The 26,385-nt window shown below is 51.7% G+C and carries 15 protein-coding genes and 2 pseudogenes; 7 read left to right on the top strand and 10 right to left on the bottom strand.

All coding sequences use genetic code 11. From position 1 onward, the window contains the following. Window positions 1–965: 965 nt before the first annotated feature. The 4 genes from JCM16496_RS10795 to JCM16496_RS23070 form a co-directional block, all read right to left on the bottom strand. Window positions 966–2,264: a DUF6443 domain-containing protein gene (locus JCM16496_RS10795; protein ID WP_025834234.1), complete on the bottom strand. Its 1,299-nt coding sequence runs from the start codon at window positions 2,262–2,264 to the stop codon at window positions 966–968. A gap of 8 nt (window positions 2,265–2,272) precedes the next feature. Then, on the bottom strand, window positions 2,273–2,602 hold the full coding sequence (locus JCM16496_RS21795) for an RHS repeat domain-containing protein (protein WP_159102451.1): 330 nt from the start codon (window positions 2,600–2,602) through the stop codon (window positions 2,273–2,275). Between the two features lie 17 nt (window positions 2,603–2,619). Continuing rightward, the gene (locus JCM16496_RS10790) at window positions 2,620–4,164 is read right to left on the bottom strand and encodes a hypothetical protein (protein ID WP_128809548.1); all 1,545 of its coding nucleotides are present in this window, start codon (window positions 4,162–4,164) and stop codon (window positions 2,620–2,622) included. Window positions 4,165–4,556: 392 nt separating this feature from the next. Beyond that, complete coding sequence (locus JCM16496_RS23070) at window positions 4,557–5,171, bottom strand: hypothetical protein (RefSeq protein WP_209441614.1); 615 nt, start codon at window positions 5,169–5,171, stop codon at window positions 4,557–4,559. 18 nt (window positions 5,172–5,189) lie between these two features. On the opposite strand from JCM16496_RS23070, the gene JCM16496_RS23065 reads away from it, so the two are divergent. Both JCM16496_RS23065 and JCM16496_RS21780 read left to right on the top strand, forming a co-directional pair. Continuing rightward, window positions 5,190–5,702 (top strand): hypothetical protein, encoded by a 513-nt coding sequence (locus JCM16496_RS23065; protein ID WP_209441612.1) that lies wholly within the window; start codon window positions 5,190–5,192, stop codon window positions 5,700–5,702. A 16-nt stretch (window positions 5,703–5,718) separates the two neighbouring features. Beyond that, on the top strand, window positions 5,719–6,498 hold the full coding sequence (locus JCM16496_RS21780; protein WP_209441611.1) for a hypothetical protein: 780 nt from the start codon (window positions 5,719–5,721) through the stop codon (window positions 6,496–6,498). A gap of 131 nt (window positions 6,499–6,629) precedes the next feature. On the opposite strand, the gene JCM16496_RS10780 is transcribed toward JCM16496_RS21780, so the two are convergent. From JCM16496_RS10780 to JCM16496_RS10760, 4 genes are all read right to left on the bottom strand, one after another. Beyond that, on the bottom strand, window positions 6,630–8,276 hold the full coding sequence (locus tag JCM16496_RS10780; RefSeq protein ID WP_128809544.1) for a DUF3987 domain-containing protein: 1,647 nt from the start codon (window positions 8,274–8,276) through the stop codon (window positions 6,630–6,632). 604 nt (window positions 8,277–8,880) lie between these two features. Further along, window positions 8,881–9,324, bottom strand: a complete 444-nt coding sequence (locus JCM16496_RS10770; RefSeq protein WP_244440325.1) for a BT4734/BF3469 family protein — start codon at window positions 9,322–9,324, stop codon at window positions 8,881–8,883. 137 nt (window positions 9,325–9,461) lie between these two features. Then, the gene (locus tag JCM16496_RS10765) at window positions 9,462–9,800 is read right to left on the bottom strand and encodes a helix-turn-helix domain-containing protein (protein ID WP_025834229.1); all 339 of its coding nucleotides are present in this window, start codon (window positions 9,798–9,800) and stop codon (window positions 9,462–9,464) included. 383 nt (window positions 9,801–10,183) lie between these two features. After that, complete coding sequence (locus tag JCM16496_RS10760) at window positions 10,184–11,800, bottom strand: hypothetical protein (RefSeq protein WP_025834228.1); 1,617 nt, start codon at window positions 11,798–11,800, stop codon at window positions 10,184–10,186. A 226-nt stretch (window positions 11,801–12,026) separates the two neighbouring features. On the opposite strand from JCM16496_RS10760, the gene lnb reads away from it, so the two are divergent. The 5 genes and pseudogenes from lnb (at window position 12,027) to JCM16496_RS10735 (ending at window position 20,142) form a co-directional block, all read left to right on the top strand. Beyond that, a complete protein-coding gene (gene lnb / locus JCM16496_RS10755) occupies window positions 12,027–13,268 on the top strand; it encodes a lipoprotein N-acyltransferase Lnb (protein WP_244440323.1) in 1,242 nt (413 codons plus the stop codon). A gap of 20 nt (window positions 13,269–13,288) precedes the next feature. Beyond that, on the top strand, window positions 13,289–14,857 hold the full coding sequence (locus JCM16496_RS10750) for an alkaline phosphatase family protein (RefSeq protein WP_025834224.1): 1,569 nt from the start codon (window positions 13,289–13,291) through the stop codon (window positions 14,855–14,857). A 149-nt stretch (window positions 14,858–15,006) separates the two neighbouring features. Beyond that, entirely contained in the window at window positions 15,007–18,342 is a 3,336-nt protein-coding gene (gene secA, locus JCM16496_RS10745; protein ID WP_025834223.1) for a preprotein translocase subunit SecA, read from the top strand. A gap of 170 nt (window positions 18,343–18,512) precedes the next feature. Further along, window positions 18,513–19,603: pseudogene (locus tag JCM16496_RS10740) on the top strand (DUF6340 family protein). Between the two features lie 92 nt (window positions 19,604–19,695). After that, window positions 19,696–20,142, top strand: a complete 447-nt coding sequence (locus JCM16496_RS10735) for a hypothetical protein (RefSeq protein ID WP_025834221.1) — start codon at window positions 19,696–19,698, stop codon at window positions 20,140–20,142. A 117-nt stretch (window positions 20,143–20,259) separates the two neighbouring features. Here the strand turns inward: JCM16496_RS10735 and JCM16496_RS10730 are convergent, their stop codons facing one another. Together JCM16496_RS10730 and JCM16496_RS10725 are read right to left on the bottom strand one after the other, a co-directional pair. Then, on the bottom strand, window positions 20,260–23,262 hold the full coding sequence (locus tag JCM16496_RS10730) for a glycosyl hydrolase family 28-related protein (protein WP_025834219.1): 3,003 nt from the start codon (window positions 23,260–23,262) through the stop codon (window positions 20,260–20,262). A 29-nt stretch (window positions 23,263–23,291) separates the two neighbouring features. Then, a pseudogene (locus JCM16496_RS10725) lies at window positions 23,292–26,311 on the bottom strand (glycosyl hydrolase family 28-related protein). Window positions 26,312–26,385 lie beyond the last annotated feature (74 nt).

The raw sequence follows: 26,385 nt of genomic DNA, 5'->3' as shown, positions 1-26,385 counted from the left end.
CACATTGCCACCGTCCAGTTGGTGCTGCACTTTCAGCAGGCGCTCCGGGTTATCTCCCGTCTTGTTGTCGTAAACATAGCTGTACACCTCCCTAATGTCATCCTTTCCCGGCGCGGAATGGATGTGCAGGTGCTTTAAGGGCTTGCCGCTGAAGGTATAGGAAAAGAAATCTTTTTCGTAACCGTCCAGGTGATTCTGCGAACGCTGCTGGACCACATTGCCCAAGCCGTCATAATAGAAAGCGGAAAGCAGACCGCTGCCACCATCGGCAGGATATACCTTAGTGCCGGTCAACAATCCTTGCGAGGAGATTGCAGGAATACCGTACTTCACATAACGCTTGTCATACACAGACGAACCCGCCACATCGGAAAAACCATACAGCAAACCGTCCTTGACAGCCTGGTGGGGCGCAAGATTCAAAAAAGTGTAGTCATCATAATAGTTCACCCTGAGTAGCCTCGAAAGGGAGTAGGAGAATCCTTCCACTGCATAGCCGCTTTCCGCAATGCCGCCCTCTTCAACCCGCACGGCTTTCAACACGACATTCTCTACGGATGGACGGGAACTGATGGTACACAATCCCTTCAATACTTCACGTCCCAGTGCATCGTAAAGGGTGGCCGACCATTCGTTTCGTCCGGCTTGCACGCCGTCTTGTTGAAAGACAAGGCGGTCTGCCTTGTCGTAGGCAAAACGTGTCAAGTTGCCGGCTCCGGGCATCTTCCGCTCTATGCAGCGGTTCCATTCGTCATATTTGTAGCTGTAGGCATACTGCTCCAAGCTGGCACCCGATATGTTGTCGGCAATCATGGGAGGAAGAACGTAAACCGGATTGCCATGCCTGTCATATATATAATAGGTGTCATTCCTTTCAGTTCCGTTGAGCTGGCGCGACAATACGGTCCGTCCTTCCTTGTCTTTGAAGGTGAAAAGCACATGCCCGTCCTCGTCCACCGACTTTGTCACGGTGAGCTCACCCGGTGCGTAGTCTCCTTGGCGTGCCAGGCAGTGCCGTTGAGGTAATAGTACGAACAGCGCAAATCCGGGGTATTGCCATTGACCGCATAAACCGTCGATGCCGGATGATTCTGCCACGCAGTGCCCGGACCGTATTTCGAAGTTACGCGATCCAGTGGAGAGGGTTCATATTCCGTCAGTTCATAAGCCCGTGAGTCACCGTTGTACAAGCGGGAAGCCGCGGACACCACCTCTGCCCGGCCGATGTGGTTGCCTGAGGCATCCACTTGCAGCCACTTCTTATACGGACGTCCGTTGCCATCATATTCCTGCAAGCTGAAAAGGCTTTTCCCGGCAGGGGTCACATTCTTCTCGAGCAACAGCGAAGTGCGTCCCAGCCCGTCCAGATATTGTGCCACATCCCGGTATTGCTTCCCGTCGGCACTCAGTGCGGTATGTGTCAGTACATAGTTCTTTCTGTCCGAGAGAACCGGCAGTTCCGTCCGGGCAAAGGTCGGGAAAGCAAGCAGCGTATCTGCAGGAGTGTCCTGGCTGTCTATAAGGCGGACACTGAAACTCATGTCCAAGTCTCCGTCCTTGCCACTGATGAAATCTACATAAAGACAGAATTTCCCCTGCGGAAATCTGTAAGTTGCCGGACGTCCTTCGGTACGGAACACCTCTAGCCCACCCCTGTCTTTCACTATGAGACGAGTATCGCTGTCCGTGACATTGAAAGTGATGTCCGTGGGACACACCGTCTCAAAGAAATGAAGCACAGCTCCTCCGGCTCCTTCCAGCGGTGGATAGCCGGAAGTTGCCTTATCCAGAATGACCTCTTCCTGGTCTGTCAGAAACACACCAAGCTCTACCGGGTCTTCAGACGAGGGTCCGGGTATGTACTCAGCCCCATCGACGGACAATTGAAGTATCCATCCGGGAGTCTGTGCCGTGACCCTCACCTGCCATGAATAACTGCCGGCAGACAAGAACAGCGTGGTCTCCCCGATACCCGCAGCCGTTCCGCATGCCTGCGGAGACAAGGAGATGCTTCCGGCATCCGACGTCAGTGACATCGCGGCAGCTGTCATGCCAGCCGACCCGCAATTGCTCAAAGTGATGTTCATGGCTTTATGCAAGTCAAAGCGTACCACATACAGGTTTTCATGCTCCAAGGCTTCATAGGCCGTATAAGTCTCACTATAACCGTAATCGTTCACCGGCGTGAACTCGATAACCTTTTCTGCCGAACAGAAACATGGAAGGCAGAACAATACGATGAATATGAATATATATTTTTTCATAACGCTCTCTATTTTATGGAATATTGATAATCATAAGCACACCTCACCCTACCCAGATAATCTTTTTCAAAAGACAGACGTCCCAGCGGGTCGTACTGATAGTAGGTCGTCTTGCCTTGCGGATCGGTGACCGACGTCAGGCCTGTAGGCGCATACGTGTACGTCGTAATCAGTGCATTGGCCAGGTGTTTTCTCAGCAGGGCAAGTTGTTGCAGGTCGGGCGCTTCGGCAGCAGAGAATTTCTCGATGCTGCCAATATACTTCTCCACCTCTTCTACAGTGGTATTTCTCAGTTCCGCAACGATGTACCGGTAATTGTAGCCCCAAAGGTAAACCACATCCGTTTCATTCTCCTTTACATGTACATATTCCCCTTGGCATCGTACCGATAGCAGGACAGCTTCTCCCTGAATGGACTGCTACCCACGCTTTGCTCCACCTTTTTCAGTCCGAAGAAACGGTCGGTTCCTCCTTGCAGCGGAGTGTATGTGTAGCGATGGCACAGCAAAGGATAAGTAACGCCGCCGTTTGCCAATTCCGTTTTTTCCTCGATGACGGGAGAAAGCACATGCTTGCTTGCCATGGAGCGGCATACGTCTGTCTGCACATCGGCAGGATATTGGTAAAGGAGATGCTTCACCCCTGCGTTTACACTTTGGCTCTTTTTCCGAAGAAGGCCTTGGGCATTGTATTCATAACCGATGGATGTGACCAGCGGACTGGCTGCATTGTCATAAAGCGTCTCCTGCTCATCTACCTTGCGATAGCTATACATATACGTACGGTAAGAGGCACCCTCATCGCAAAACAGACCGGCACTTCCACACAAATAATAGCTGGCAGCCTTCATGGAGCGCACAAAGTCTTCCGACGTGTCGGACGATTTCTCATACGTGGTCTCCTTCTTCCTCTTTATCGTTCCGTCAGCCGTATAGTCTTCTTGCAGGATTATCTGCCCACGTTCTACGGAAGTCGATGCGTATGGCTCATAAGGGGTACGTGTCTGCTGTATGATAGCATCGGCGGGTTCATCCAGGTGTCCGTTGTCCAGATTGGTGAAGCGGTAACGGGTAAAGGAGCCGTCGGTCCTTTTCTCGATCACCTCCGTATAACCGATGTGGCTGCCCATGGAGTTTTCCGATCCGGGCAGTACGGACTGCGAACTGAAGAAGTATTTATGATGTTTTTGGTGTTCGCCATTCACATCCTGCACCACGTACTCCTTGAATTCATACTGTGCTACTCCGCCCAGCACACCGCTCGAGATGGTGGCAGCTTCCTTGTTCTGCACATAATCGGTGACATAGAGGTATTCTTTTGACACCTTCTCATCTGCCTCCGCACCCGTATCACTGTCTATTATCCGCTTTATCCGCAGGCCTCCCGCCGTCTTGTTCTCCGTCAGTTCTTCGCAGCTTTCCCACCTGGCCGGCTTCAATTGTTTTCGATAGTCGTGAGGTTCAAACACCAGACGGGTATATCCTCCGGTGGGATATGTTATTCTCTTCAGTATGCCATATTGCAAAGCGGCAGGATTGGGATTGCGCAGGCCATAATAAGCCTCAAAGTCAGTCAACACCGCTTCCTTATTGTTATAAAATCCCCAATGGTCTACTTTGTTGGACAGATAGGGTGGCAACTTCTCAGGAGTTTCGTACTCAAACTTGTAGATTCGTCCGCCGGTTTCCTGGTCGGCACCATATTCCATGACAGATTCCAGCATCAATCTTTCCGAGCTGCTGTCATTATACTTCAGCCTGAACCAGCGTATGCCTGCTCCCTCCCTATCCGTAATCCAGATACCCGTCAGCTTCTGCCATTGCAGATTCTTCAAACTCTCTGTAAGGTAATCCCCACCAGTGTCCGGATAGAGATATGGCAACAGGGTACCTTTTTCCATCTTCTTGCGGAAAATACGTTCGTCATACCGCAACTCGTCACTTATATATGATTCAAATGCTACGGAAAAGTCCGGAGCATCGATTCTTTCCAGATATACCGGTAAAATGAGAAACCGGCACCTCGCCATACAGCCCGAGACTGGCAGCCGTAGGGCTCAGGACACTTTTAGGAATTTCGGGAATTTGTCCATAGGCCATTCCCACCGGGAATAGCAACAACAGGAGATTTAAGATAATCTGTTTCATAAGTCGTTAATTTTAGAAAATAATGCGGACCGTCCGGTACCGGCAAAAGTAGTCCCGAAAAGAAAAGGATTTCCAAAACGCGTGATGCCTGCCTCCGTTTGCATCGCTTTGCCACACAGAGGCGTCAAATTGTCAAAATGCCATTTCAGCCGCGTCCCTCCTGAATGGCGCGGCGGTGCGCCTCCTCCACCAGCCACTCCTGATAGTGCCGGCGAGCCAGGCTGTCCGTACACGACAGCACCGACGGCAGGGCGCTGCCGTCCACATGCGCCGGATGGCTCCACACCAGCCGGTACGTCTCCACCGCCAGTTCCTCGGCCTCCGCCTTGGGCAGCGGCAGCAAGCTGCCATCCGCAGCCAGCCTGTCGAACCTCACCTCCATCGGGGCAGGATAGAACGCCCGCCGCTTGCCAAGGGCCGGCAGCGCCTCGCGGCAGAAGAGCAACATACGCCCCTCACCACTGTGCAGGCAAGTGCCCGCCGGGGGCATGCATCCCTCGGCACCGGGGTCGTAGCAGCACGGGGCAATGCCTGCCGTGAGGCGCACCCTTGCCACTACCAACGGCAACACAGGCTGATAACGGCAGAATTCCCCCGCCACCTCGCGCAGCACGCCGGACGGCAGGTCGTGGTGGCAATAAACCACCACACGGTCCGGAAGATACCCCTCATGCTCCCCGGCAAAATGCTCGCAAGCCATCCTGAAACGACCGCCGAAGCGGAAAGCGAAACGACGAAGCGGAAAACAGACCTCCTCCACGCAACGCAGTGAAGAGGGATGCCAGAAGCCCCCTGCACAAAACTCCTCCTGCCCCCTCCGGGAACCGGAGCAGGAAAGCCCCGCAAAAAGCGTAGTGTCACCCCCCGCCGCCCCGGCCGGCATCCAGGGCACGCCGCCCATCTGCACCAGCAAGCTTGCCGCCACCGACGGAAGCCGCCATCCGAACGCCTCCGCATCAATGCCATGCAGCGGCACAGGCCCCAGAAAAAAAGAACCGAACGACCGGACCAGCCGACGCAACCAGACCAGAAGCTCCACCCCCTGCGGCACTGCCGGCATACCCGCCCCGGGCGGAATATAACAATAGAGCCGGCACCCCGCCGAGCCGCCCGATGCCGCCTGCATGGCATAGAGCGTAGACGTCAGGTAATCCACCACCGCATCCTCCGCCCTGTATGCCACCCATTCCTCGGCCTTGCCCGAAGGCATCGTCCCGACAAGGCCTCCCATCGGAAACAGCAGCCCGAGAAGCCTTCGGGCATCTTCTACCCTACTCGGGATAGAGCATGACAACCGTGAGCAAGCGATGGGGCGACGCTCTGAAAGCCCCATGACGCTCCAGCCCCTGGCGCGGGCGCCTGCCCCCGCCCTGCTGCCCGAAGCGCAAAAGGCATCGCCCCTCAGGCACCGTGAAGAGCCTTTCGGCAGGCACATCCGGCAGGCGCAAATCCACGCGCAACGGACACCCCTCGGCCTCGCCCCGCCCGGAAAGCAGGCAGCCAGCCGCCGCTCTGCCTCGCGGTGCAGCTCCGCATACGACAGCCTCCCGCCTGCCGGGCACTTCAGCCCCAGTTCCCCCGCCAGTTGCGGCGTGAGCACCGCCCGTCCCTCGTCCATCCGTCTCATCTGCTCCATCGTCAGCTTTTCAAAAGGGAATACCCTCCCGTCCATGACCACCCGTTGCGGCACAACGCCTGCCATTCCCAGCTCCGACAGCGACCGGGAGGTACACACCCCTACGTCGGCGGGCAGCTCCACACCGATGCGCCACCGTCCCCCGTCTTCCTCTTCCCTCACAGGACGCAAAAGCACACGACGGTATACCGTCACCCCCCCGGCAGAAGGAGCGCCGTTATCCGTCGTCCAAATCTCAATCCCATCCGTGCAGGTATCGCATAGCAGACGTGCAGGAAGAGGCATGCCGCCGACCGCCGGCACCCCCGCCAGGGTAGCCAGCCACCGACAAACATCCGGCTGCCCCACAACACGGGCAGCACCGTCAAAAAATGTGTGTAAAAAGAGCTCTTTCATAGCATTCACATCCCACACGCGGTTATCCGGATGCAAATGTAAATATTTTCTGTGATTTCCTCTGAAATAAATCCCCATTTATCCATACAACCTGTCTCATTCCTACCCGCTCCCTACCCGCTCCCTACCTGCTCCCAACATATAGATACGGAGAGGACAGGGAGCAAGCAGGGAGAAGACATGCCTTTACTCCGGTTTCTCGTAAGCATCGAAAGCCCTCTTCCGCAGCTTCCCGCTGTTGCACAGCTCTACGATGTAGCGGTCTGCCGTGCGGGCGGGGATGTCCAGCCGTGCCGCCGTCTCCTGGTAGAGGGCATGGCTGAAGAAGGCAGGCAACGCCCCGAGGAAAGCCTCGCGCCGCTCTTCACGCCGCTTTCCTACAGGGGTGGCGGGCTTCGATGCCGAGGCGGCTACCTCCGCCTGCAGGGCGCTATAGACCGCCCCCGTATGGGAGAGCAACGTCCGCATCATCAGCAGCACGGTGTGGAAATCGTCGTCGCGGCAGACGAGGCGGGCGGGCAGCGGAGCATCGCCCTCGTAGTCCATCAGCCGGAGCGAGGAGAGCACCATGCAGATGCGGTAGGCAGACAACCCCAGGCGGCGCACGGAGGAGAGCATGTCTTCGCCAAAGCACTCCATCCCCTCTTCCTGCAGGCTACCGAAGAAGCGGTTGAACTCGCGCTGCTGCCCGGCAGTCAGCACAAAGGTGATGGGGGCTGCCTGCTGCAGGCGGTTGACGAACTGGAAGAAGCGCCCGCCCAGGGCGATGAACTTGCCGTCGATGGTGTCGCCCCCGCAATCGGCAAACACGTCGTTCCACACCGGACGCAGGGGAAGGCTGTAGAAGAGGAAACGGGAAAAGAGCCCGTTCTCGGCGTCGGGGATGAGCGACATGATTTGCCGGGGCGTGCCACTGAGCAGCACCGACAGGCAGGGGCGGTTTATTTCGACATACTCGCGGTCCTTGCGGCGGTTGTAGGCGATGGGCTCGTGGTGGAACGCCTTGCGCAGGCCGTCGCTGTAGTTGCCGTGCTCGCTGCGGAAGGTGTTGGCCAGCGTGTCGCCCTCGGTTTCGAACATCAGCGCACGGCCCTCGTTGTCGTTCAGTGTCTGGAAGAGGGCGGTGGCAGTGCTGTTGGCAGGGATGAAGAGCATGCGGACGGGCGGTTGCGGAGGCTCTTCTGCCGCCTCCTTCCGCTTCTGCTTGTCGTAGAGCGCCTTTTCGCGGCGGTATGCCTCCCACTCCAGGCGACTGCGGCGGCGCAGCTCGGCATGCACCACATCCACCAGGTGGCGGCACAGCGTAAGCCGCCCCTTGCCCGCCGAAGCACGGGCATTGACAAAGAGGAAGAGGTTGGGGCACACCTGCCGTTGCCCGTAGATGCCGGACACCTGCGTGAGGCAGGAAGAGAGAACGGTGACGGCACCCAACAGCAGCATGTCGGTATCTTCGGGCGAGAGTCCGTAGGAGCAGACGTCCACCAGCAGGCGGGGAAGCGAGGCATAGACCTCGTCGGGGAAGGGTTCCGGTTGCGGGGCCGCCTTCGCGACGGGAGCCGGAGGTGCGGGAGTGGCAGGCGAAGGAGGAAGGGCCGGAGCGGGAGGCACCGGCATTTTGGCATTTTGGCGCCGGGCAGGCTCTGAGGTACGGATGTCCACCCCCGCCCGGCTTGCCAGGTGGAAGAAGGTGTTCACCGTGATGCCCTGCCGTTGCGAGCGCAGGCAGGCGTCATACTGCCTGTCTGCCTCGGCAGGCTTGTAGCCGCTGTAGAAGCGGCTCAGGCGATGGAAGTAGTCGCGCCCCTCCTCCCCCACGCCCGCGTGCCAGGGCAAAGCCCAGGCTGAGCCAGTCGGAATAGGCGCAGGTTATGTCGAGTGCCGCCCCTTCGATGCGGCGGGTGACGATTTCCACTTCGTCACGCAGACTGAGTGCAGCGTTGCGCTGCCACTTGTCCGGATTGAATTTTTGTTTGGCCATTTTTAACTTTTCGTTTTTTCAGAAATTGCTTTTATTTTATTTGAGCATTTTACCAAGTTTTATTTTTGAGGATTTTTTCTTTTTTCTCATGAGGAGCATAGCGGGCTATGTGACGAATGTGAAAGAAGAAAAAGACCAGAAAGAAGCTTAGGAAAAGCTCATAAAATACTTTTTTATAGTAGAACAGAAATGATTTGCGAAAAGAAAAGCGAATAGAGAGAGTATCTCAATTCCCCTCCTCTGGGGAGGAGGGGTGCCCAACGGGCGGGGTGGTAGGGAGCATAAAGCACTGAAAAACAGAGCAGAGTGTACCGCTACCACCTCCCCCTACGGGTACTCCTCCCCTCCACCTCCCCCGTTATCGGGGGAGAGCAACCTCCCCGGAGGAGGAGAAGTAAATTACTCCGTATTTTTTCGCAAACCTATTCTGTTCGACTATAATAAAATCAGAACAGTTCCTCAGTTTTCAACTATTTTAATCACCGCATCGGGGTCCCACGGCAGGTAGCAGGCACGTGCCACGTCACAGCCCGAAGGGTCGGGCTCTATGCCGTAGGTACGCCCGGCATAGAAGGAAAGGGCACGGAACCACTCGTCGTGGGTGCCTTGCCGCAGGTCGATGGGCACCACCCACTTCAGCCCGTCGCCTCCGGGGCTGCGGAACAGCAGGGCGGTATCCACCGCTGCATCCTCCAGCAGTACGTATCGCAGGCCGTAGACTCCGCAAAGCCGTCCTGCCCCCTGCCATGTGTCCACGTGGTCGAAGTCAAGGCAGAGCAGGCCGCTGTGCTCCTTCATCTCCCGAGCCGACCGGCGGGAGAAGAGCCCACTGAAGGTGACATAGTCGAAACAGCGCGCCTTGAAGCGCTGCACGTCCCGCTGCGTTGCCCTGCCCTCCTTCATGGCGGCACGGAGACGGCGCAGCTCTTCGGTGGCCGGGCGGTAGCTGTCGCTGCGGATGAGGTCGCAGACTGCCTCCAACCCCACTGCCGCGCAAGGGGTGACGTTGCTGACGGGAGCATGGAAAAAGCTGAAGCGGTTCATCGCGCACCTCCCTTCCCGCCGTCGGCAGGGTCTTCCTTGCCGCGGGCTTTCAGTTTGTACATCACGTAGTTGTTGCTCAGCAGGTCTTCTATCTCGCTGATGCGGTAGTAGAACTTCTGCCCCACGACGGCATAGCCCAGCGTGCCGTTGTCGCGCAGTGTCTGCAGGGTGCGCCGACTGATGTGCAGGGCGTTCATCACTTCCTGGCCGTCCACCCAATCGGGTGCCACTTGCGGGCGGGGCCTTACATCTGCCCGTTCCAGCAGGCCGGTCAGGCGGAGCAGGTTCTCGTGCACCTGCTCCAAGGTGTCTGACAATGGAATCATTTGTTTCATAATCCTTTTTTTTGGTTCGGGGCAAAGAAAAAAGGATAGGTAATGACGAGTATCTGACGGGGAAAACCGTCAAGCCGGGATATTGAAAGAAATAATCCGTGTAATCCGTGCAATCCGTGCCTTCCATAGTAGAACAAGAACGGGAGAGGTGGTAGGGAGCATAAAGTAATGAAAAATAGTACAGTGTGTATCGCTACCACCTCCCCCTACGGGTACTCCTCCTCCCCGGAGGAGGAGAAGTAAGTTCGACTATAAAAGAAAAATCAGTGTCATCTGCATCAGACAAATAATCGGAAAGAAAGCTGCAACGGACTCGGCGGGCAGACGCCCCCGAAAAAAATCAAAAATAGTTTTTCTGACGAACGGGAACCGTCACCATATCGTCAAGCAAGCAACTTCATATTCTGCTCGGCGGCATAGTTTTCATAGGCATCTCTATACCTGTTCGCATTCTTTGTCATGTTCTTCAGCTCCGTATTGGTATCGGCACAGACGGTCAGCAGGAACCTGGCATAGTCTTCCAATTTCCCTCCCCGCTTCTTCTGATAGTAGAAAATGGCACCGTAAACCACTTCGAGACGACCGGCGCAAATCACCACGCTCTTGCAGTATTTTGCACTAATGTCACCCTGGCAGAGGAAGATGAAAAAGAGCCTCTCCAGCAATATGGCGGGCGTGGGTTTCTTCTCCTGTTCCTTTTTCGTTGTCTTCCTGTTCTTGCCGTCGGCATTCGCGTCGGTCGCTGCTGTCATATAGTCCAGAAATCCCAGCAAGCTGTGTATTTCGTCCTGCTGAGGATTCATGCCAGTAACGGCGACGGGCACTGTGGCGAGAGGGGCAGCAGAATTGATGGAGATAAAGGAGCGGGCATAGTTCTCCTCGTAAAGCTCCTTGTTGCGGCACAAATAAGCACGGAGCATACGGGGAATGCTGCCCTCGCCCTGCAACCGGGGAGAAAGGAAAGTGAAGCAGCGCTTGTCCAGCTGCCTCTGCACGCAGTAGCAGGCACTGCGGCCCTCCCGACTCCTCAGGTGGTCGGAATAGAGATTGTCGCGCAACCCGATGCCCCAGCATGCCAGCTTGTCCGGGGAGAACAGCAACCGGATGCCCTTTTCCCTGTCGGCATCAGCCAGAAGGTCGCAAAACAGGCAGAACAGGAAATTTTCCAGCAATATCATCCCCCGGCACAAGGGCGAAGAGGCGGTCAGCTCTCCCATGCCTTCACACAATATCTGCATCTTTTCGTAGAGGAGCAATGCCTCGTGCTCCCGCCGGGAGGCTTTCTCGGAGGCCACCAGCCCACACGCTTTATTTCCCATCTGGTAGACGTCGTACTCCCAGGCTTCACGCGCGTCCAAAGAGTGCTGGTAGCGGGCATCCGCCAAAAGGGAATGGTAGTCCAAGTAATCCAGGGGCTCCAGCAGGTAGCCGAAGTCTACCGTCAGGTTCAGATAGAGCGAAGCCAGTGCGCCCTTCAGTTGCAAGCACACCTCGGGCATAAATCCCCGGAGGGCGGCCTCGTCGGCATCGGCACCCACGGAGTAAATCTCCTCGAGCACCTCGCACAGCAGCATGCGGGCATCGGCATCAGAATAGATGTGAGATATTTCTTCTTGCAGCAACAGCCTTAGCCAACGGGACTCGGCATGCAACAGTGCCTGGTAGAAGATGCCTTGGTCGGTGGCAGGCTCGTCACCATAGGCAAGGTGAAGGAAGTAATACTCCATTTCGTCCTTCCGCAGACGACAGAGACAAGCAGTGTCATCGGAGCGCTGGAAGTGACGGAAAGAGGGGAAAAAGCGGGAAGCGGGCAATTCAACATGTACCTGACACTCTTCGAACACCCGTTGCAACAGCAAGGCTACCCCTTCCGCAGAATCGGGCAAAAGCCGCAGCATCCGGACAGCTTGCCGGAGCTTCCCGGATGAAAGGCCTTTCCCCGCCAGAGAGGCCGGGGAAAGCACACCTCTGAGGATGGCTATGGTGAGAGGGATGAACATGACTGCCGCTTTTTTGATTCTGCATTTTGTGTTTCAAATTATTTTAATAAGGATGTAGCAAATATAGTAACTTTTTCGACTTACGGTAGACTATCAGAGGAATTTATCAGTTAAATATAGTTAACCAACAATCAAAATGTCAGAAACCCTAAAAAAACGAATATCCCACCAAACATTTAGCCCTATCAAAGTCCTTTTTTGAATAAATCAGACTATCTTTGTCACCATGAAACGACTGTTTTTTTTCTTATACACAGCCCTTATACTGGCTGCCTCCGGACTGAGAGCACAACCGGCAGACTCCCTCCGCGTCAGCCTGCTGACCTGTGCCGCAGGAGGTGAAATATATTCCCTTTTCGGGCACACTGCCATACGGTACGAGAACTATACGCGTGGCATCGACGCCGTCTTCAATTACGGCATGTTCAACTTCAATGCGCCTAACTTCATCCTTCGCTTTGCCTTGGGAGAAACGGACTATCAACTTGGAGTAACCGACTATGAACATTTCGCTGCCGAATACAACTATCTGGAACGCGATGTCTGGCAACAGACGCTAAACCTGACGGAAGAAGAAAAAAAGCGCTTGGTGACACTGCTGGAAGAAAACTACCGCCCCGAAAACCGGGTGTACCGCTACAATTTCTTCTACGACAACTGCGCCACCCGCCCGCGCGACCAGATAGAGCGTGCCATCGACGGCACCCTGCAATACGCTGACAATATGACCGATAACAGTACGGGGATATCTTTCAGGGATTTGCTGCATAAATACAGTGAAGGCCATTTGTGGGCACGTTTCGGCATGGACCTATGCATGGGCAGCAAAGCAGACGAGCCTATCAGCCGAAGACAGATGATGTTCGTCCCCTTCTACATGCAGGAGTATTTCAATAAAGCGCAGATTGCGGACAAAGAAGGACAAACACGGCCACTGGTTGCCAAAGAAGAAAAAATCGTAGTAACGGGCAAGACACCGACCGACTTCGTCAGTGGAGGCATCACACCGATGCAGTCGGCTTCACTATTACTGGCACTTGTAGCAGGCATCAGCATTTATGGCATACGAAGAGGAAAAACTCTTTGGGGCATAGACCTCATACTTTTCCTGGCTGCCGGAATAGCCGGATGTATACTGGCATTTCTGGCACTCTTCTCACAGCACCCGGCAGTAAGTCCCAATTACATACTGTTTGTGTTCCATCCATTCCACCTTTTCTGCCTTCCATTCATGCTATCCAGGGTACGAAAAAGGGAAATAAGCCGCTATTTGCTGGCCAATTTCGTGGTTTTAACACTTTTTATAGGGCTTTGGGCAATAATTCCGCAGAGAATTCCGTCAGCAGTATTACCTTTGGCACTGTGTTTGCTGATACGCTCTGCAAATAATGTGTTAATGTGCAAATGTGCCCATATGCAAATGACCTGCGGCATGAAAGCACCACACACACATAGTGCAGCACATTAACACATTAGCACATTAAGAAGATGAAAAAAGGACTGATAACTTCCATACTCGCACTGACCTTTACGGGACTGAACGCCCAGCCCCAGCCGATATTGCCGCGCCTGGTGGTGACACTGACCATCGACCAGCTGCGCACGGACTACATGGAGGCCTTTTCGTCCTTATACGGCGAAAAGGGATTCAAACGCCTGCTGCGTGAAGGCAAGGTATTCCGCCAGGCGGAATTCCCCTTTTGCGGGACAGACCGGGCTTCGGCCATTGCCGCCATCTATACCGGGACAACACCGTCCATGAACGGCATCATTGCAGAGCAGTGGCTGGATGCAGGTACACTACGCCCCATGAACTGCGTAGAAGACCCCCACTTCATGGGCAACTATACCGACGAAAGCACTTCCCCCTCCCAATTACTGACCTCTACCATTGCCGACGAGCTGAAAATAGCCACCCGCAACAAAGGTCTGGTCTACGCCATCGCACCTTTCCGCGATGCCGCCATATTGGGTGCCGGACACGCGGGAAACGGTGCTTTCTGGCTTAATAACAATACCGGGAAATGGTGCAGTACAACTTATTACAATGAATTTCCGTGGTGGCTGAGCCAATACAACGACCGGAAATCTCCCGACTACCGTATCAAGGATATGGTATGGACACCTGCACTTCCCTTTACCAGCTATACATTTCTGCCCGAATGGCGCAACGAGCCATTCAAATACAAACTGGACGGCGAACGGGCAAACAAGTTCCGCCGCTTGATAACCAGCCCTTTCATCAACGAGGAAGTCAACCTGCTGACCGAAGAGCTGCTGAACAAAAGTACTATCGGACAAGATGACGTGCCCGACCTGTTATCGCTGACTTACTACGCAGGAAATTATAACCACCGGAGTACGCAGGAGTGTGCCATGGAAATGCAAGATACTTACGTGCGGCTGGACCGCAGCATCGCCTCCCTGCTGGAACTTATAGAACGCAAAGTGGGACTTCATAATGTATTGTTCTGTATCACTTCCACCGGTTATGCCGAACCGGAAGCTACCGACCCGGGCTTGTACCGCATACCGGGTGGAGAATTCCACCTGAACCGCTGTGCCGCCTTGCTGAACATGTACCTCATGGCATCCTATGGCGAGGGACAATATGTGGAAGCTTATTATGACCGACAAATCTATCTCAACCATAAACTTATTGAGAAAAAGCAGTTGAGCCTGACTGAAATTCAAGAAAAATCCGCCGAATTTCTGGTTCAGTTTAGTGGTGTGAACGAAGTATATTCAGCTCATCGCCTGCTTCTGGGCCCCTGGTCACCGCAAATAGAACGCATACGCAATGGCTTTCACCGCCAGCGTTCCGGCGATTTGCTCATTGAAATACTCCCGGGCTGGACCATTATGCAGGAAAACAACACTGATAACCGTGTAGTACGTGCGGCCGATATTCCTGCTCCCCTCATTTTATTGGGAGGTGGAACGAAGGCTGAAACCATCCGTATACCCGTCTGTATTGACCGCATTGCCCCTACCCTGGCAAGTGTAATGCGTATCCGTGCCCCTAATGCAAGTACGGCATCTCCCCTCGACTTTTGATTCTGAAACTGTGTAGCAAAAATCCCTCAAAAAAACACGGGATGGCACACAGTGCTAAAATAATCCGTGCAAGTGTGGGGAATCTGTATAGAAATCAGTAACTTTGCACGCACAGCTAACTCAGCAATAATAATAAAAACAAATATATAATGGGATTTAATGAATTTTTAAGCTCGATTTTCGGCAACAAATCCACACGCGACATGAAAGAAATACAACCGTGGGTGGAGAAAATCAAAGCCGCTTACCCGGAAGTAGCCAAACTCGACAACGACGCCCTACGCGCCAAGACAGAAGAACTGAAAGCCTACATCCACGATTCGGCAGCCGAACAACGCGCCAAAGTGGAAGAACTGAAAGCCAGCGTTGAAGAGACCGAACTGGAAAAACGCGAAGACCTCTTCAACCAAATCGACAAAATCGAGAAAGAGATATTGGAGATTTATGAGAAAGCACTGGACGAAGTACTGCCCGTGGCGTTCTCTATCGTAAAGGAAACAGCCAAACGGTTCTCTGAAAATGAAGAAGTAGTGGTTACAGCTACCGACTTTGACCGGCAACTGGCTACCACAAAAGACTTTGTACGCATCGAAGGAGATAAAGCCATCTACCAGAACCATTGGATAGCAGGTGGTAACGATACCGTATGGAACATGGTACATTATGATGTACAGCTATTCGGTGGCGTGGTTCTGCATAAAGGCAAGATTGCCGAAATGGCAACCGGTGAAGGCAAGACATTGGTAGCTACCCTGCCGGTATTCCTCAATGCCCTGACCGGTAACGGCGTGCACGTAGTGACCGTGAACGACTATCTGGCAAAACGTGACTCCGAATGGATGGGCCCTCTTTACATGTTCCACGGTTTGAGTGTAGATTGCATCGACAAGCACCAGCCCAACTCTGATGCCCGTCGCAAAGCCTATCTGGCAGACATCACGTTCGGTACAAACAATGAATTCGGTTTCGACTACCTGCGTGACAACATGGCTATCAGCCCCAAAGACCTGGTACAGCGCCAGCATAATTATGCCATTGTCGATGAGGTGGACTCTGTATTGATTGACGATGCCCGTACTCCGCTGATTATCTCCGGACCGGTTCCCAAAGGCGACGACCAACTCTTCGAACAGCTCCGCCCGCAAGTGGAACGCCTGGTAGAAGCTCAGAAAAAACTGGCTACCCAATACCTGGCCGATGCCAAGCGCCTGATTGCATCGGACGACAAGAAAGACCAGGAAGAAGGCTTCCTCGCTTTGTATCGCAGCCACAAGTGCTTGCCCAAGAACAAGGCGCTCATCAAGTTCCTCAGCGAACAAGGCATCAAGGCCGGTATGCTGAAGACCGAAGAAATCTACATGGAGCAAAACAACAAGCGCATGCACGAGGTGACTGACCCGCTGTATTTCGTCATCGACGAGAAATTGAACAGTGTGGATTTGACGGACAAGGGCGTAGACTTGATTAGCGGCAATGTAGAGGACCCCACTTTCTTCGTACTCCCCGATATCACCGCACAACTCTCTGCCCTGGAAAACGAAACAGAGCTGACAGACGAACAGCGCCTTGAAAAGAAGGATGCCCTGATGACCAACTATGCCATCAAGAGCGAGCGCGTGCATACCATCAACCAGTTGTTGAAAGCATACACCATGTTCGAGAAAGATGACGAATATGTGGTAATAGACGGCCAGGTGAAGATTGTGGACGAGCAGACGGGACGTATCATGGAAGGACGTCGTTATTCTGACGGTTTGCACCAAGCCATCGAAGCCAAAGAAGGCGTGAAGGTAGAAGCTGCCACACAGACCTTTGCCACCATTACGTTGCAGAACTACTTCCGTATGTACCACAAACTATCCGGTATGACCGGTACGGCAGAAACAGAAGCCGGCGAGTTGTGGGACATCTACAAACTGGATGTAGTGGTTATTCCGACCAACCGCCCCATTGCCCGTAACGACATGAATGACCGCGTTTACAAGACAAAACGCGAAAAATATAAAGCCGTCATCGAAGAGATAGAAAAAATGGTGGAAGCAGGACGCCCCGTACTGGTGGGTACCACTTCTGTCGAAATCTCTGAAATGCTGAGCAAGATGCTTACCATGCGCAAGATTGAGCACAGTGTATTGAATGCCAAACTGCATCAGAAGGAAGCGGATATTGTGGCTACTGCCGGTTTGAAATGTGCCGTAACCATCGCTACCAATATGGCAGGCCGTGGTACCGACATCAAGCTGAGTCCGGAAGTGAAAGCTGCAGGCGGTCTTGCCATCATCGGTACGGAACGCCACGAATCACGCCGTGTGGACCGTCAGCTGCGTGGTCGTGCAGGACGTCAGGGAGACCCGGGTTCTTCTGTATTCTTCGTATCTTTGGAAGATGACCTGATGCGTCTGTTCTCCAGTGACCGCATTGCCAGTGTAATGGACAAACTGGGTTTCAAAGAAGGTGAAATGATTGAACACGGCATGATTTCCAAATCCATTGAACGTGCACAAAAGAAAGTGGAGGAAAACAACTTCGGTATCCGTAAGCGTCTGCTGGAATATGACGACGTGATGAACAAACAACGTACCGTAGTCTACACCAAACGCCGCCACGCCTTGATGGGCGAGCGTATCGGTATGGACATCGTGAACATGATTTGGGACCGTTGTGCCAATGCCGTCGAAGCGCCCGATTACGAAAACTGCAAAATGGATGTGCTCCAGACGCTTGCCATGGAAGTACCTTTTACCGAAGAGGAATTCCGTAATGAGAAGAAAGAAAAACTGGCAGACAGAACTTTTGACGCTGCCATGGAACTCTTCAAACGCAAGACGGAACGTATGGCACAGATAGCCTATCCGGTCATCAAGCAAGTATACGAAACGCAGGGACACATGTACGAAAACATACTTATCCCCATCACAGACGGAAAACGTATGTACAACATCTCCTGCAACCTGAAGAAAGCTTATGAGACAGAATGTAAGGAAGTGGTGAAGTCATTCGAGAAATCCATCTTGCTGCACGTCATCGACGAAGCATGGAAAGAAAACCTGCGCGAGTTGGACGAGCTGAAACACTCCGTGCAGAATGCAAGTTACGAGCAGAAAGACCCGCTGTTGATTTACAAGCTGGAATCTGTAAACTTGTTTGATGCCATGGTGAATAAGATTAATAATCAGACTATCTCTATCTTAATGCGTGGACAAATCCCGGTACAAGAGGCTCCGGTTGAAGCCCCTGAGGCTCCCCAGGCTCCCCGCCAAGTAGAGGTGCGCCAGGCTGCTCCGGAACAACGCCAGGATATGAGCAAGTATCGCGAGCAGAAAGTTGATTTGAATGACCCGAACCAGCAGGCTGCTGCGGCACAAGATACACGTGAACAACCAAGACGCGAACCTATCCGTGCCGAGAAGACCGTAGGACGCAATGATCCTTGTCCTTGCGGAAGCGGTAAGAAATACAAAAACTGCCACGGAAGGAATGCATAAATCAAAGCTATAAAATGATAAGGCGATAGGGTGATAAGATGATACCGTCAAGTATCTTTTATCACCCTATCACTTTTTCTCCTACCACATTATCACATTTTTTATTCATTCCAGCTTTTGAATATTCAGCTAAAAGAGTACTTTTGCTCCGAAGAACAAAACCAAAGACTATGACCAAATATCACTATTGTCTGTTATTGATGGGTTCTCTGCTGTTAGGCAGCTGCCAGAGTGTAGAACAACTGTCCATTGATTACATGCTTCCGGCAGAAGTCAGTTTCCCGGCAACATTGAAACGTGTGGCTGTTGTCAACAACATGCCAAACGTACCGGACAACAAACTCATCATCAGTGAGGAAGAACAGAAAAAAAGCGAGAATGAGGTGGCACGCCTCACCAACTACTACAATGGAGACGCCGCAATAACAACCGAATCCCTTGCAGAGGCCCTTGCCAACGAAAACTACTTTGAAGAGGTTGTGATATGCGACTCTGCTCCGGAGTAAAGACATCAATCCCCGCGAAAGCACATTATCGAGGGATGAAGTACTGGAACTTACACAGAATTTGGACGTAGATTTCCTGATAGCCCTGGAAAACATACAAATGCGTTCCAATCGCAAGATAAGTTATATGCGACTGGGGTGTGTTCCTCGGCACAGTGGATGTAAAGGTATATCCTACCGTCAGAATATATTTGCCTAACCGCAAAGGTCCTATGGTAACCGTCAACAGCAATGACAGTATTTTCTGGGAAGAGGCAGGAAATGGTGAAGCGTCAGTACGTTCCCGCCTCATCAGCGAAGAAGACATGGTGAAGCAAGCATCTGAATTTGCAGGAACGGTTCCGGTAAGACATCTACTCCCCTATTGGAAAACCGGTAACCGCTATCTCTTCAGTGGTGGTTCTGTAAATATGCGTGATGCAGCCGTATATGCCAAAGAAGAAAATTGGACTAAAGCAGTAGAACTATGGAAGCAGACCTACGAAACAAAAAAGGGAAAACAGAAAATGTATGCAGCCTATAACACCGCCTTGGGCTACGAAATGCAAGATAGCATAGATACAGCCTTGGAATGGGCACTGAAAGCGCAAACCCTTGCCCGCGAGAAAAGCAAGACAGACAAAAAAGAGGCAGGCGAAATACATGACGGAACCATCTCCTATTATATCTTTATCAGCATGTATGTAGACGAATTGGAGAAACGAAAAGAGGGAATGGCGCGCCTGAACATGCAAATGAACCGATTTGAAGAATGAGAGAAAAAGAAATATAACTTTTTTCATTATTCATTATTCATTATTCATTATTTTCCCTACCTTTGAACAACCATTAAGAAAAGAAAGTTATTATGAAGCTCAGTCAATCGTCATTAGCACTCCTGGAGGACACTCTTAAAAAAGCAATCGGCAAATACACCTGCGGTTGCGAACAGACTATCGTTACAGACATTCATCTGCAACCGAATCAGAATTCGGGCGAACTGTCTATCTTTGATGATGAAGACAAGGAACTGGCCAATACCACCATTGAAGAATGGATGACATATGAGGGCGACGATTTCTACGAAAACGTGGAGCGTATCTTGTCTACTCTGCTCTGCAGCATGAAAAATGAAGGTAAGTTCGACAAGCTGACAATTCTGAAACCATTCTCTTTTGTACTGGTGGATGATGATAGAGAAACAATAGCAGAACTGCTGCTGATGGATGATGATACTCTATTGGTCAATGAGGAGCTGCTGAAAGGATTGGATGAAGAACTGGACGCTTTTCTGAAAGATTTGCTGGAGAAGTAAGATTCCGGATATCAGTTTGCAAGGAAAGAAAAGTTTCTGATAAAGTGGGACATAAAATCAGCCCCTGCGATAGCCTTATAAATCGCAGGGGCTGATTTTTTTCACTTATGCCAATGACTAACGTATCTTAATCCCATAGAAAGAACTTGAGGTAGTGACAAAAAGCATGTCTTTCTGCTTTCCACCGATAGCCAGAGAGATAGGACGCTCCTCTACCCGAATACGTCTCTGCTCTTTACCGGACTTGCCGTAGACGAATATTTCCCCGTCGGCCACGTAAACATTCCCGTCGACATCGGTCACATTGCTGTATTGGCCATAGGGGCACACAACGCCTTGCTCCGTCAAACTACCATCCTTTCCTACAGAGCATTGCACTGTCGTTTTATTCATCTCATTCACCACATAGACCGGTTCGCGTTGACCGGGGACTGTAGCAGTCAGAGCACATGAACGTCCCAAATCATAGGTTTCCGGAATAATTGTCACGCCATCCGGAGCGACAAAACTATACTCAGGCATACTGGCAACCACCTTGTCAAAGTCACCCCTCCAACGGCTGGAAGGATGAATGACACGCCGCACCTGTTTCACATCAGCTGTAGCCACACGTACCATCGGTTTCATGGTGGCATCCACGTTGTCCGGATTAAAAGAATACCCTAAAGCACTCCATCCGCTGTTGCCCCAACCGCTGTACATCGGATTGTCATCCGGCAGACGGGTGACTGTCTCCTGCCTGCCGTCCACCAGATAGCCCGGTTGCGGGTCGTAACGGAAGATAACCAACAGATTGTCCTGCGTATCCGTAGCCAACGTAAAGGGTTTCCAAGGATAATCGGCAATTAGGGTGACTTGTTCCGTGTCTGCCGACCACTTATAGATTTTCTTCAGGCGATTTTCGCAGAAATAGACGTTTCCTTTACTGTCGGCAGTGGCACCGGAGGCAAGCTCGAAGCCGGTGGCAAGCTTCACGGGCTTATCCATGACTGTACAAGAAGGACGAAGGCTCTTCTCACTGCCCGAAACCGTGAGGCGGGCAAAGTCCCAAGAATAAACAGGCAACTCCTTATTCATGTCATATACGGGGAACTCGATAACCGGCAATATCTGCGTATAATTGTGCATATTACGAAAAGTGATGTCCCGGCAATCCCACATGCGGAAGCCTATCTTCTTGGGCATAAAGGCACGGATAACGCGATACATCCATACGTTTATCAATTCGATATTCCGGCAATTTGACATTTCTGCCATGTGACAATCAGGCCCTTCACGACCTTCTTCCTCAAACTGGAAAGCATAAATTTTCCAGTTTGCCACATTGTGGAAACGGGCTTCGGTACGGACATGATGCTCCAAAGACATGGCATAGATACGTCCCGGAGTATTCGTTTCGCTAATATAAAGCCCACTGGCAGCATACGTACTGGCTGTCCAAACATCCTTAATAGTCCCGCCGCCATTGTTTGTAATCCATAAACTCCAATACTGGTTGTCCCAAGCCATATCCTTACCGGTTTCCATGACCGGAGAAGACGGGGAACTAATCCGACGCTCGCCCCTGCGGTAGGAAGGCTGCCCGGAAGCACCGGGAGAAGGCTTGCGCAAAGTGCCATGACCACCGACAAACTTCACATCATTCAAATAGGAGTGCTCGCCCGCCATCCATTTACAGCCGACAGCACGATAATTGTATGCACCGGTATTAATGCCTATGCCATTCAGTATGTCGCCGCCGCCTTCGGAAGATTCGACCAAAGGCACAGGCATGCCGAAACCGCTGAATGCAGGCTCGCTTTCTTTCAACAGAAATTGAGTCCCAAAAGGATGCAGCCCAATCAGCTTGGTGCCGGGAGACAGCTTCAACGTTCTCGTCAGGCGATACCAACCCTGGGGCACATAGATGTTTTTATGCAAAGAGACAGCTTTCTCAAAAACGCCCGTATCATCAGTCTCGCCATCACCTTTTGCACCCAAATCACGGATATTGACCCAGGTATCCATAGCAGGCAGAACAGGCAGGTCCTTTCCAAGTGTAACCGGCAGTTTTGCCACCGGCTCTATTTCACATATTTCCCTGAAAGAAGAAGCGTCATTCAAATCCTGATACACCAGGCCGTAAATAAACTCCTTGACTCTATACATTTTTGCTTTTCCGGCAACTTTCTTTCCACTTTGGGCATAGTCCACCAATACGGGCACATTCCTGCAATCCACATTCACCAGATTCAATTGCGAAAAAGTATTTCCCTCTACGCTTACCCTGACACCGGCTTCCGAAATATTCTCCCACAACGAATTCTCCACATGAAGACGGTCTGCCAGGTTCTCTGCCATTTCAAAGGCAACGGGTGTATTCTTCACATGCATATTGACGATGGCAAACCCCACCTCTTTTGAATAGACAGCCGCCTTCCGCTGCCCTTCAAAGTAAGTATCGACCATCATCATAGGCCACCCCGGAGAAGTCCTGGAGGAAATTATCCCATATTCACCACCATAGAACCTGACATCTTCCAGTTCATTGCCTACATCATACATGCCGGCTTTCCCCGAACCAATCCGAATGTCGCAATGATTGATAAATCCATGCTGGGCAAAATGCGCACGAATGGCGACGGCTTGAGGATTGCCCTTGTCGATGCGGAAATCCACATTGGACACTGCACTGTAGAAAGTACCCGCATTGGCATCCGAAGGCTGCCTGCCCTCCTGTGCCAGCCCTCCCGTAAACCATATCATATAGTTTTGGGCAGTCTGGTAACCGGGAGTATCGGCACCCAGATAGATGACCGGGCGCTTCTTTCCATAACCTATCAGGCGGACGGATGCGGGAATTTGAATGGTCCGGCTGATGCGGTAGTTTCCTTCGGGCAAGAACAGTATTCCAAAGTTCTTCTCGCGCTTCACCTGGTTGATAGCCTCTTGAAGCACATCGGTCACGTCGGACTTTCCGTCAGCCTTGAAGCCGTAGTTCTCCGGGGTGAAATAGAATGCTTCGGGGTCGTCCGGCCTTTGTGTATAGACGGAACTGCTTCCTGCCGCCCACCCGGACGGCATATTACAGATAATCCAACAGACTATCAGCAAGTATCTCATGATTTGATAATTTCTCATTACACAGATTGTTTTAATATGGATTTTCCTTATTTAATACGTACACCAAAGAACTTGGAACGGCCTGTGACAAACAATGTATTGCCATCCTTACCGCCAAACTGTAATGTGGACGGACGTTCGGGAACGCGAATCATCCCTTTCTTCTTGCCATCCTTATCAAACACATATATTTCTCCGTCAGCCACATAGAGGTTGCCCTCCTTATCTACAGCAGAACCAAATTCGCCCTGCTCCACAAAATAGTTCAAGTTAGAGAGCGTGCCGTCATCGGCCACATCCATCTTCACCATTCTGCGGTCATATTCATCAGAGGTATAGAAAGGCTTTCCCGGATAGGCTTCCAGCAGGGAAGAGCTGCGTGACAAGTCGAAGTAATGGGGAATGATGGTCTTTCCGTCCGGTGCCAGGAAGCACATTTCCGGTGTGTAAACCGATACTTTGTTGAAATCGTGGAAATCTCTCCAGCGGTTGGACGGATAGAGTGCCTTGTAGACATTCTTCACCTGCCCCATGGGAACACGCGGCAACAGTTTGATAGTTTCTTCCGGGTTTTCGGGGTCGATGGAGTACACACGCATCGTGAAACCGGAGTTACCGTAGCCACTGAACGAAGTACCTTTCGTGTCAGGCATAACCGGCATCTGCTCGGGCTTACCGTCAATCAGATACCCCGGCTGCGCATCATATCTGAACAATACCAACAGATTATCTTCTGAATCAAAAGCCAGATTGGAGGGTTTCCACGGGAAATCTGCCAACAGCGACAAGCTGTTTGTCTCGACCGACCACTTGAAGATGCGGCGCAGACGGTTGTCACAGAAATAAATATTTCCCTTACTGTCACGTGCAATACCTTCGGTAAACTCGAAGTAGGAAGCCAACTGGCTGACCTTGCCTACTTCGCTGCTGAACGGTTGCTGATTTGCTTCCTTGCCGGTTACAATCAAACGGGAGAGTTCCCAAGGACGTATATCAATGTTCTTGTTTGCATCGAACACGGCAATGTTGTTCGTATACTTGATTTGAGAATAGTTATGCAAGTTCAGGAATGCGATGTTCTCACAATCGCGTACACGAATGGAGCTGTAGTAAGGCTTGTTGATACGGATGACACGGAACATATAGAGATTGGCAAACGTCATGTCTTTGCAGGCATCCATTTCGATGGGCTGGCAATCGATACTTTCCACCGACTCTTCCTCAGTCTGCATGCAGTAGACCTTCCAATTGGACACCTTATTAAAACGCACCTCATTACGAACATGGTGTTCGATGGACATGGCATAGATGCGTCCTGGTGTAGTGGTGTTCTGTGCATAGAAACCGCTGGTGGCATATGTACTTGCCGTCCAAATGTCTTTGAAAGTACCACCACCGTTGTTGGTCACCCAAAGGCTCCAGTACTGATTGTCCCAAGCCCTGTCCATACCCGATTCTCTTACCGGTTCGTCGGGAGTGCTGACACGTGCAGGGCGTCCCCACCATCCCTTCGGAGCTTCCACACCGGGCTTGGGCTTCCACATGCCTCCATGTCCGCCTACAAATTTCACGTCATTGATATAAGAGTCGGCACCGGCCATCCACTTCACGCCTACAGCACGATAATTGATGCCACCGGTATTGATACCGATACCTATCAACTGGTTGTTTCCGCCTTCCGAGGATTCTACCATAGCTTTCGGGCCACCAAAGCCACTGAAGGCGGGTGTACTCTCACTCAACCGGAATTGGGTGCCAAAAGGATGCAAACCTATCAACTTGGTGTCGGGTCTCATCTTCAACGTCTCTGTAATGCGATACCATCCTTGCGGTACGTAGATGTTGTCATATCGGTCTATGGCCGCTTGGATAGCTTTCGTGTCATCGGTCTCGCCATCACCTTTCGCACCCAGTTCACGCAGGTTTACCCAAGTGCCCATGGCAGGCAGTGCCGGAATATCCATCTGTTGCATGGCAGGCATCTTCCGAATGGTTCAATGTCGACCAAGGTCTCATATTCAGGCATGTCCAACATGTCATCCATCTGAAGTCCGTGGTCGTAAGACTTTATCTTATAGATTTTATGGGAAACCTTCGTGTCCGTGTTGCTACGGGTATACTTGGCCAGCGTAGGCACATTTCTACAATAAACGTTGCGGAAGGTAATTTGGTTATTGCTGTTGTTTTCGTTAGTGATAACCACAGCCGGACCACTTACGCTTTCAAAGTAACTGTTCTCCAAGAAGAGCTTATCACAATAGTTAGGGTCAATATCGAATACGACAGGTACGTTCTTCACCTGCAGGTTTACCATGGCCAATCCTGATTCTTGACAACGCAGAGCAGCCACCCGTTGGCCTTCAAAGTAGGCATCGACCATCATCACAGGCCAGCCCGGAGAAGACTTGGTGGTATAGATACCATAATCACCTCCATAGAAAGCCACATTCTCCATTTCGTTACCGATGTCGAACAGACCGGCTTTGCCTTTACCTATGTTCACTGTTACATAGCTGATGAAACAGTGTTGTGCATAGTGTGTGCGCAAAGCCACGGCGTGCGGATTACCGTCTTCTATGCGAAGATTAATATTTGACATGGCGCTATAGAAAGTTCCTGCGTTGGCATCGCGAGGTTCTTTACCCTCTTCTACCAGTCCGCCCGTAAACCAGAACATGTAGTTTGCTTTTCCCTTATCCGTCGGAACTTCTTCTTGGAAACCCGGAGAGTTCTTCGCAAGAATAAATTCCGGTCTTTGTTCTCCATAACCTATCAGACGGATAGCCCCGGGAATATAGATAGTTTTGCTGATTTTATATTTTCCCTCAGGAATAAAAAGAATACCAAAATTCCTTTCTTTCTTCACTTGATTGATTGCTGCCTGCAAGGCATCCGACACATCCGTCTTGCCATCCGCTTTTATTGAGTAATTCTCCGGAGTAAAATAAAAGGCTTCAGGGTCATTGGGCTTCTGAGGATAGATAGAACGCTGCTCTACCGCACCAAGTGGATTACAAAACATCTCCAATAACAACAGCATCAACAGAATGATTTTCACCTTTTTCATAATAAACTATTATTTGATTAATTATTACAATAAAGGCGTTCTGTTCTTCCTTTGGACAGAACGCCTTTGTTTAT

The organism is Bacteroides rodentium JCM 16496 (genome assembly GCF_000614125.1).
GTDB lineage: Bacteria > Bacteroidota > Bacteroidia > Bacteroidales > Bacteroidaceae > Bacteroides > Bacteroides rodentium.
The sequence above is the reverse complement of the archived record's forward strand: the minus strand, read 5'-3'. Positions and strand labels throughout refer to the sequence as shown.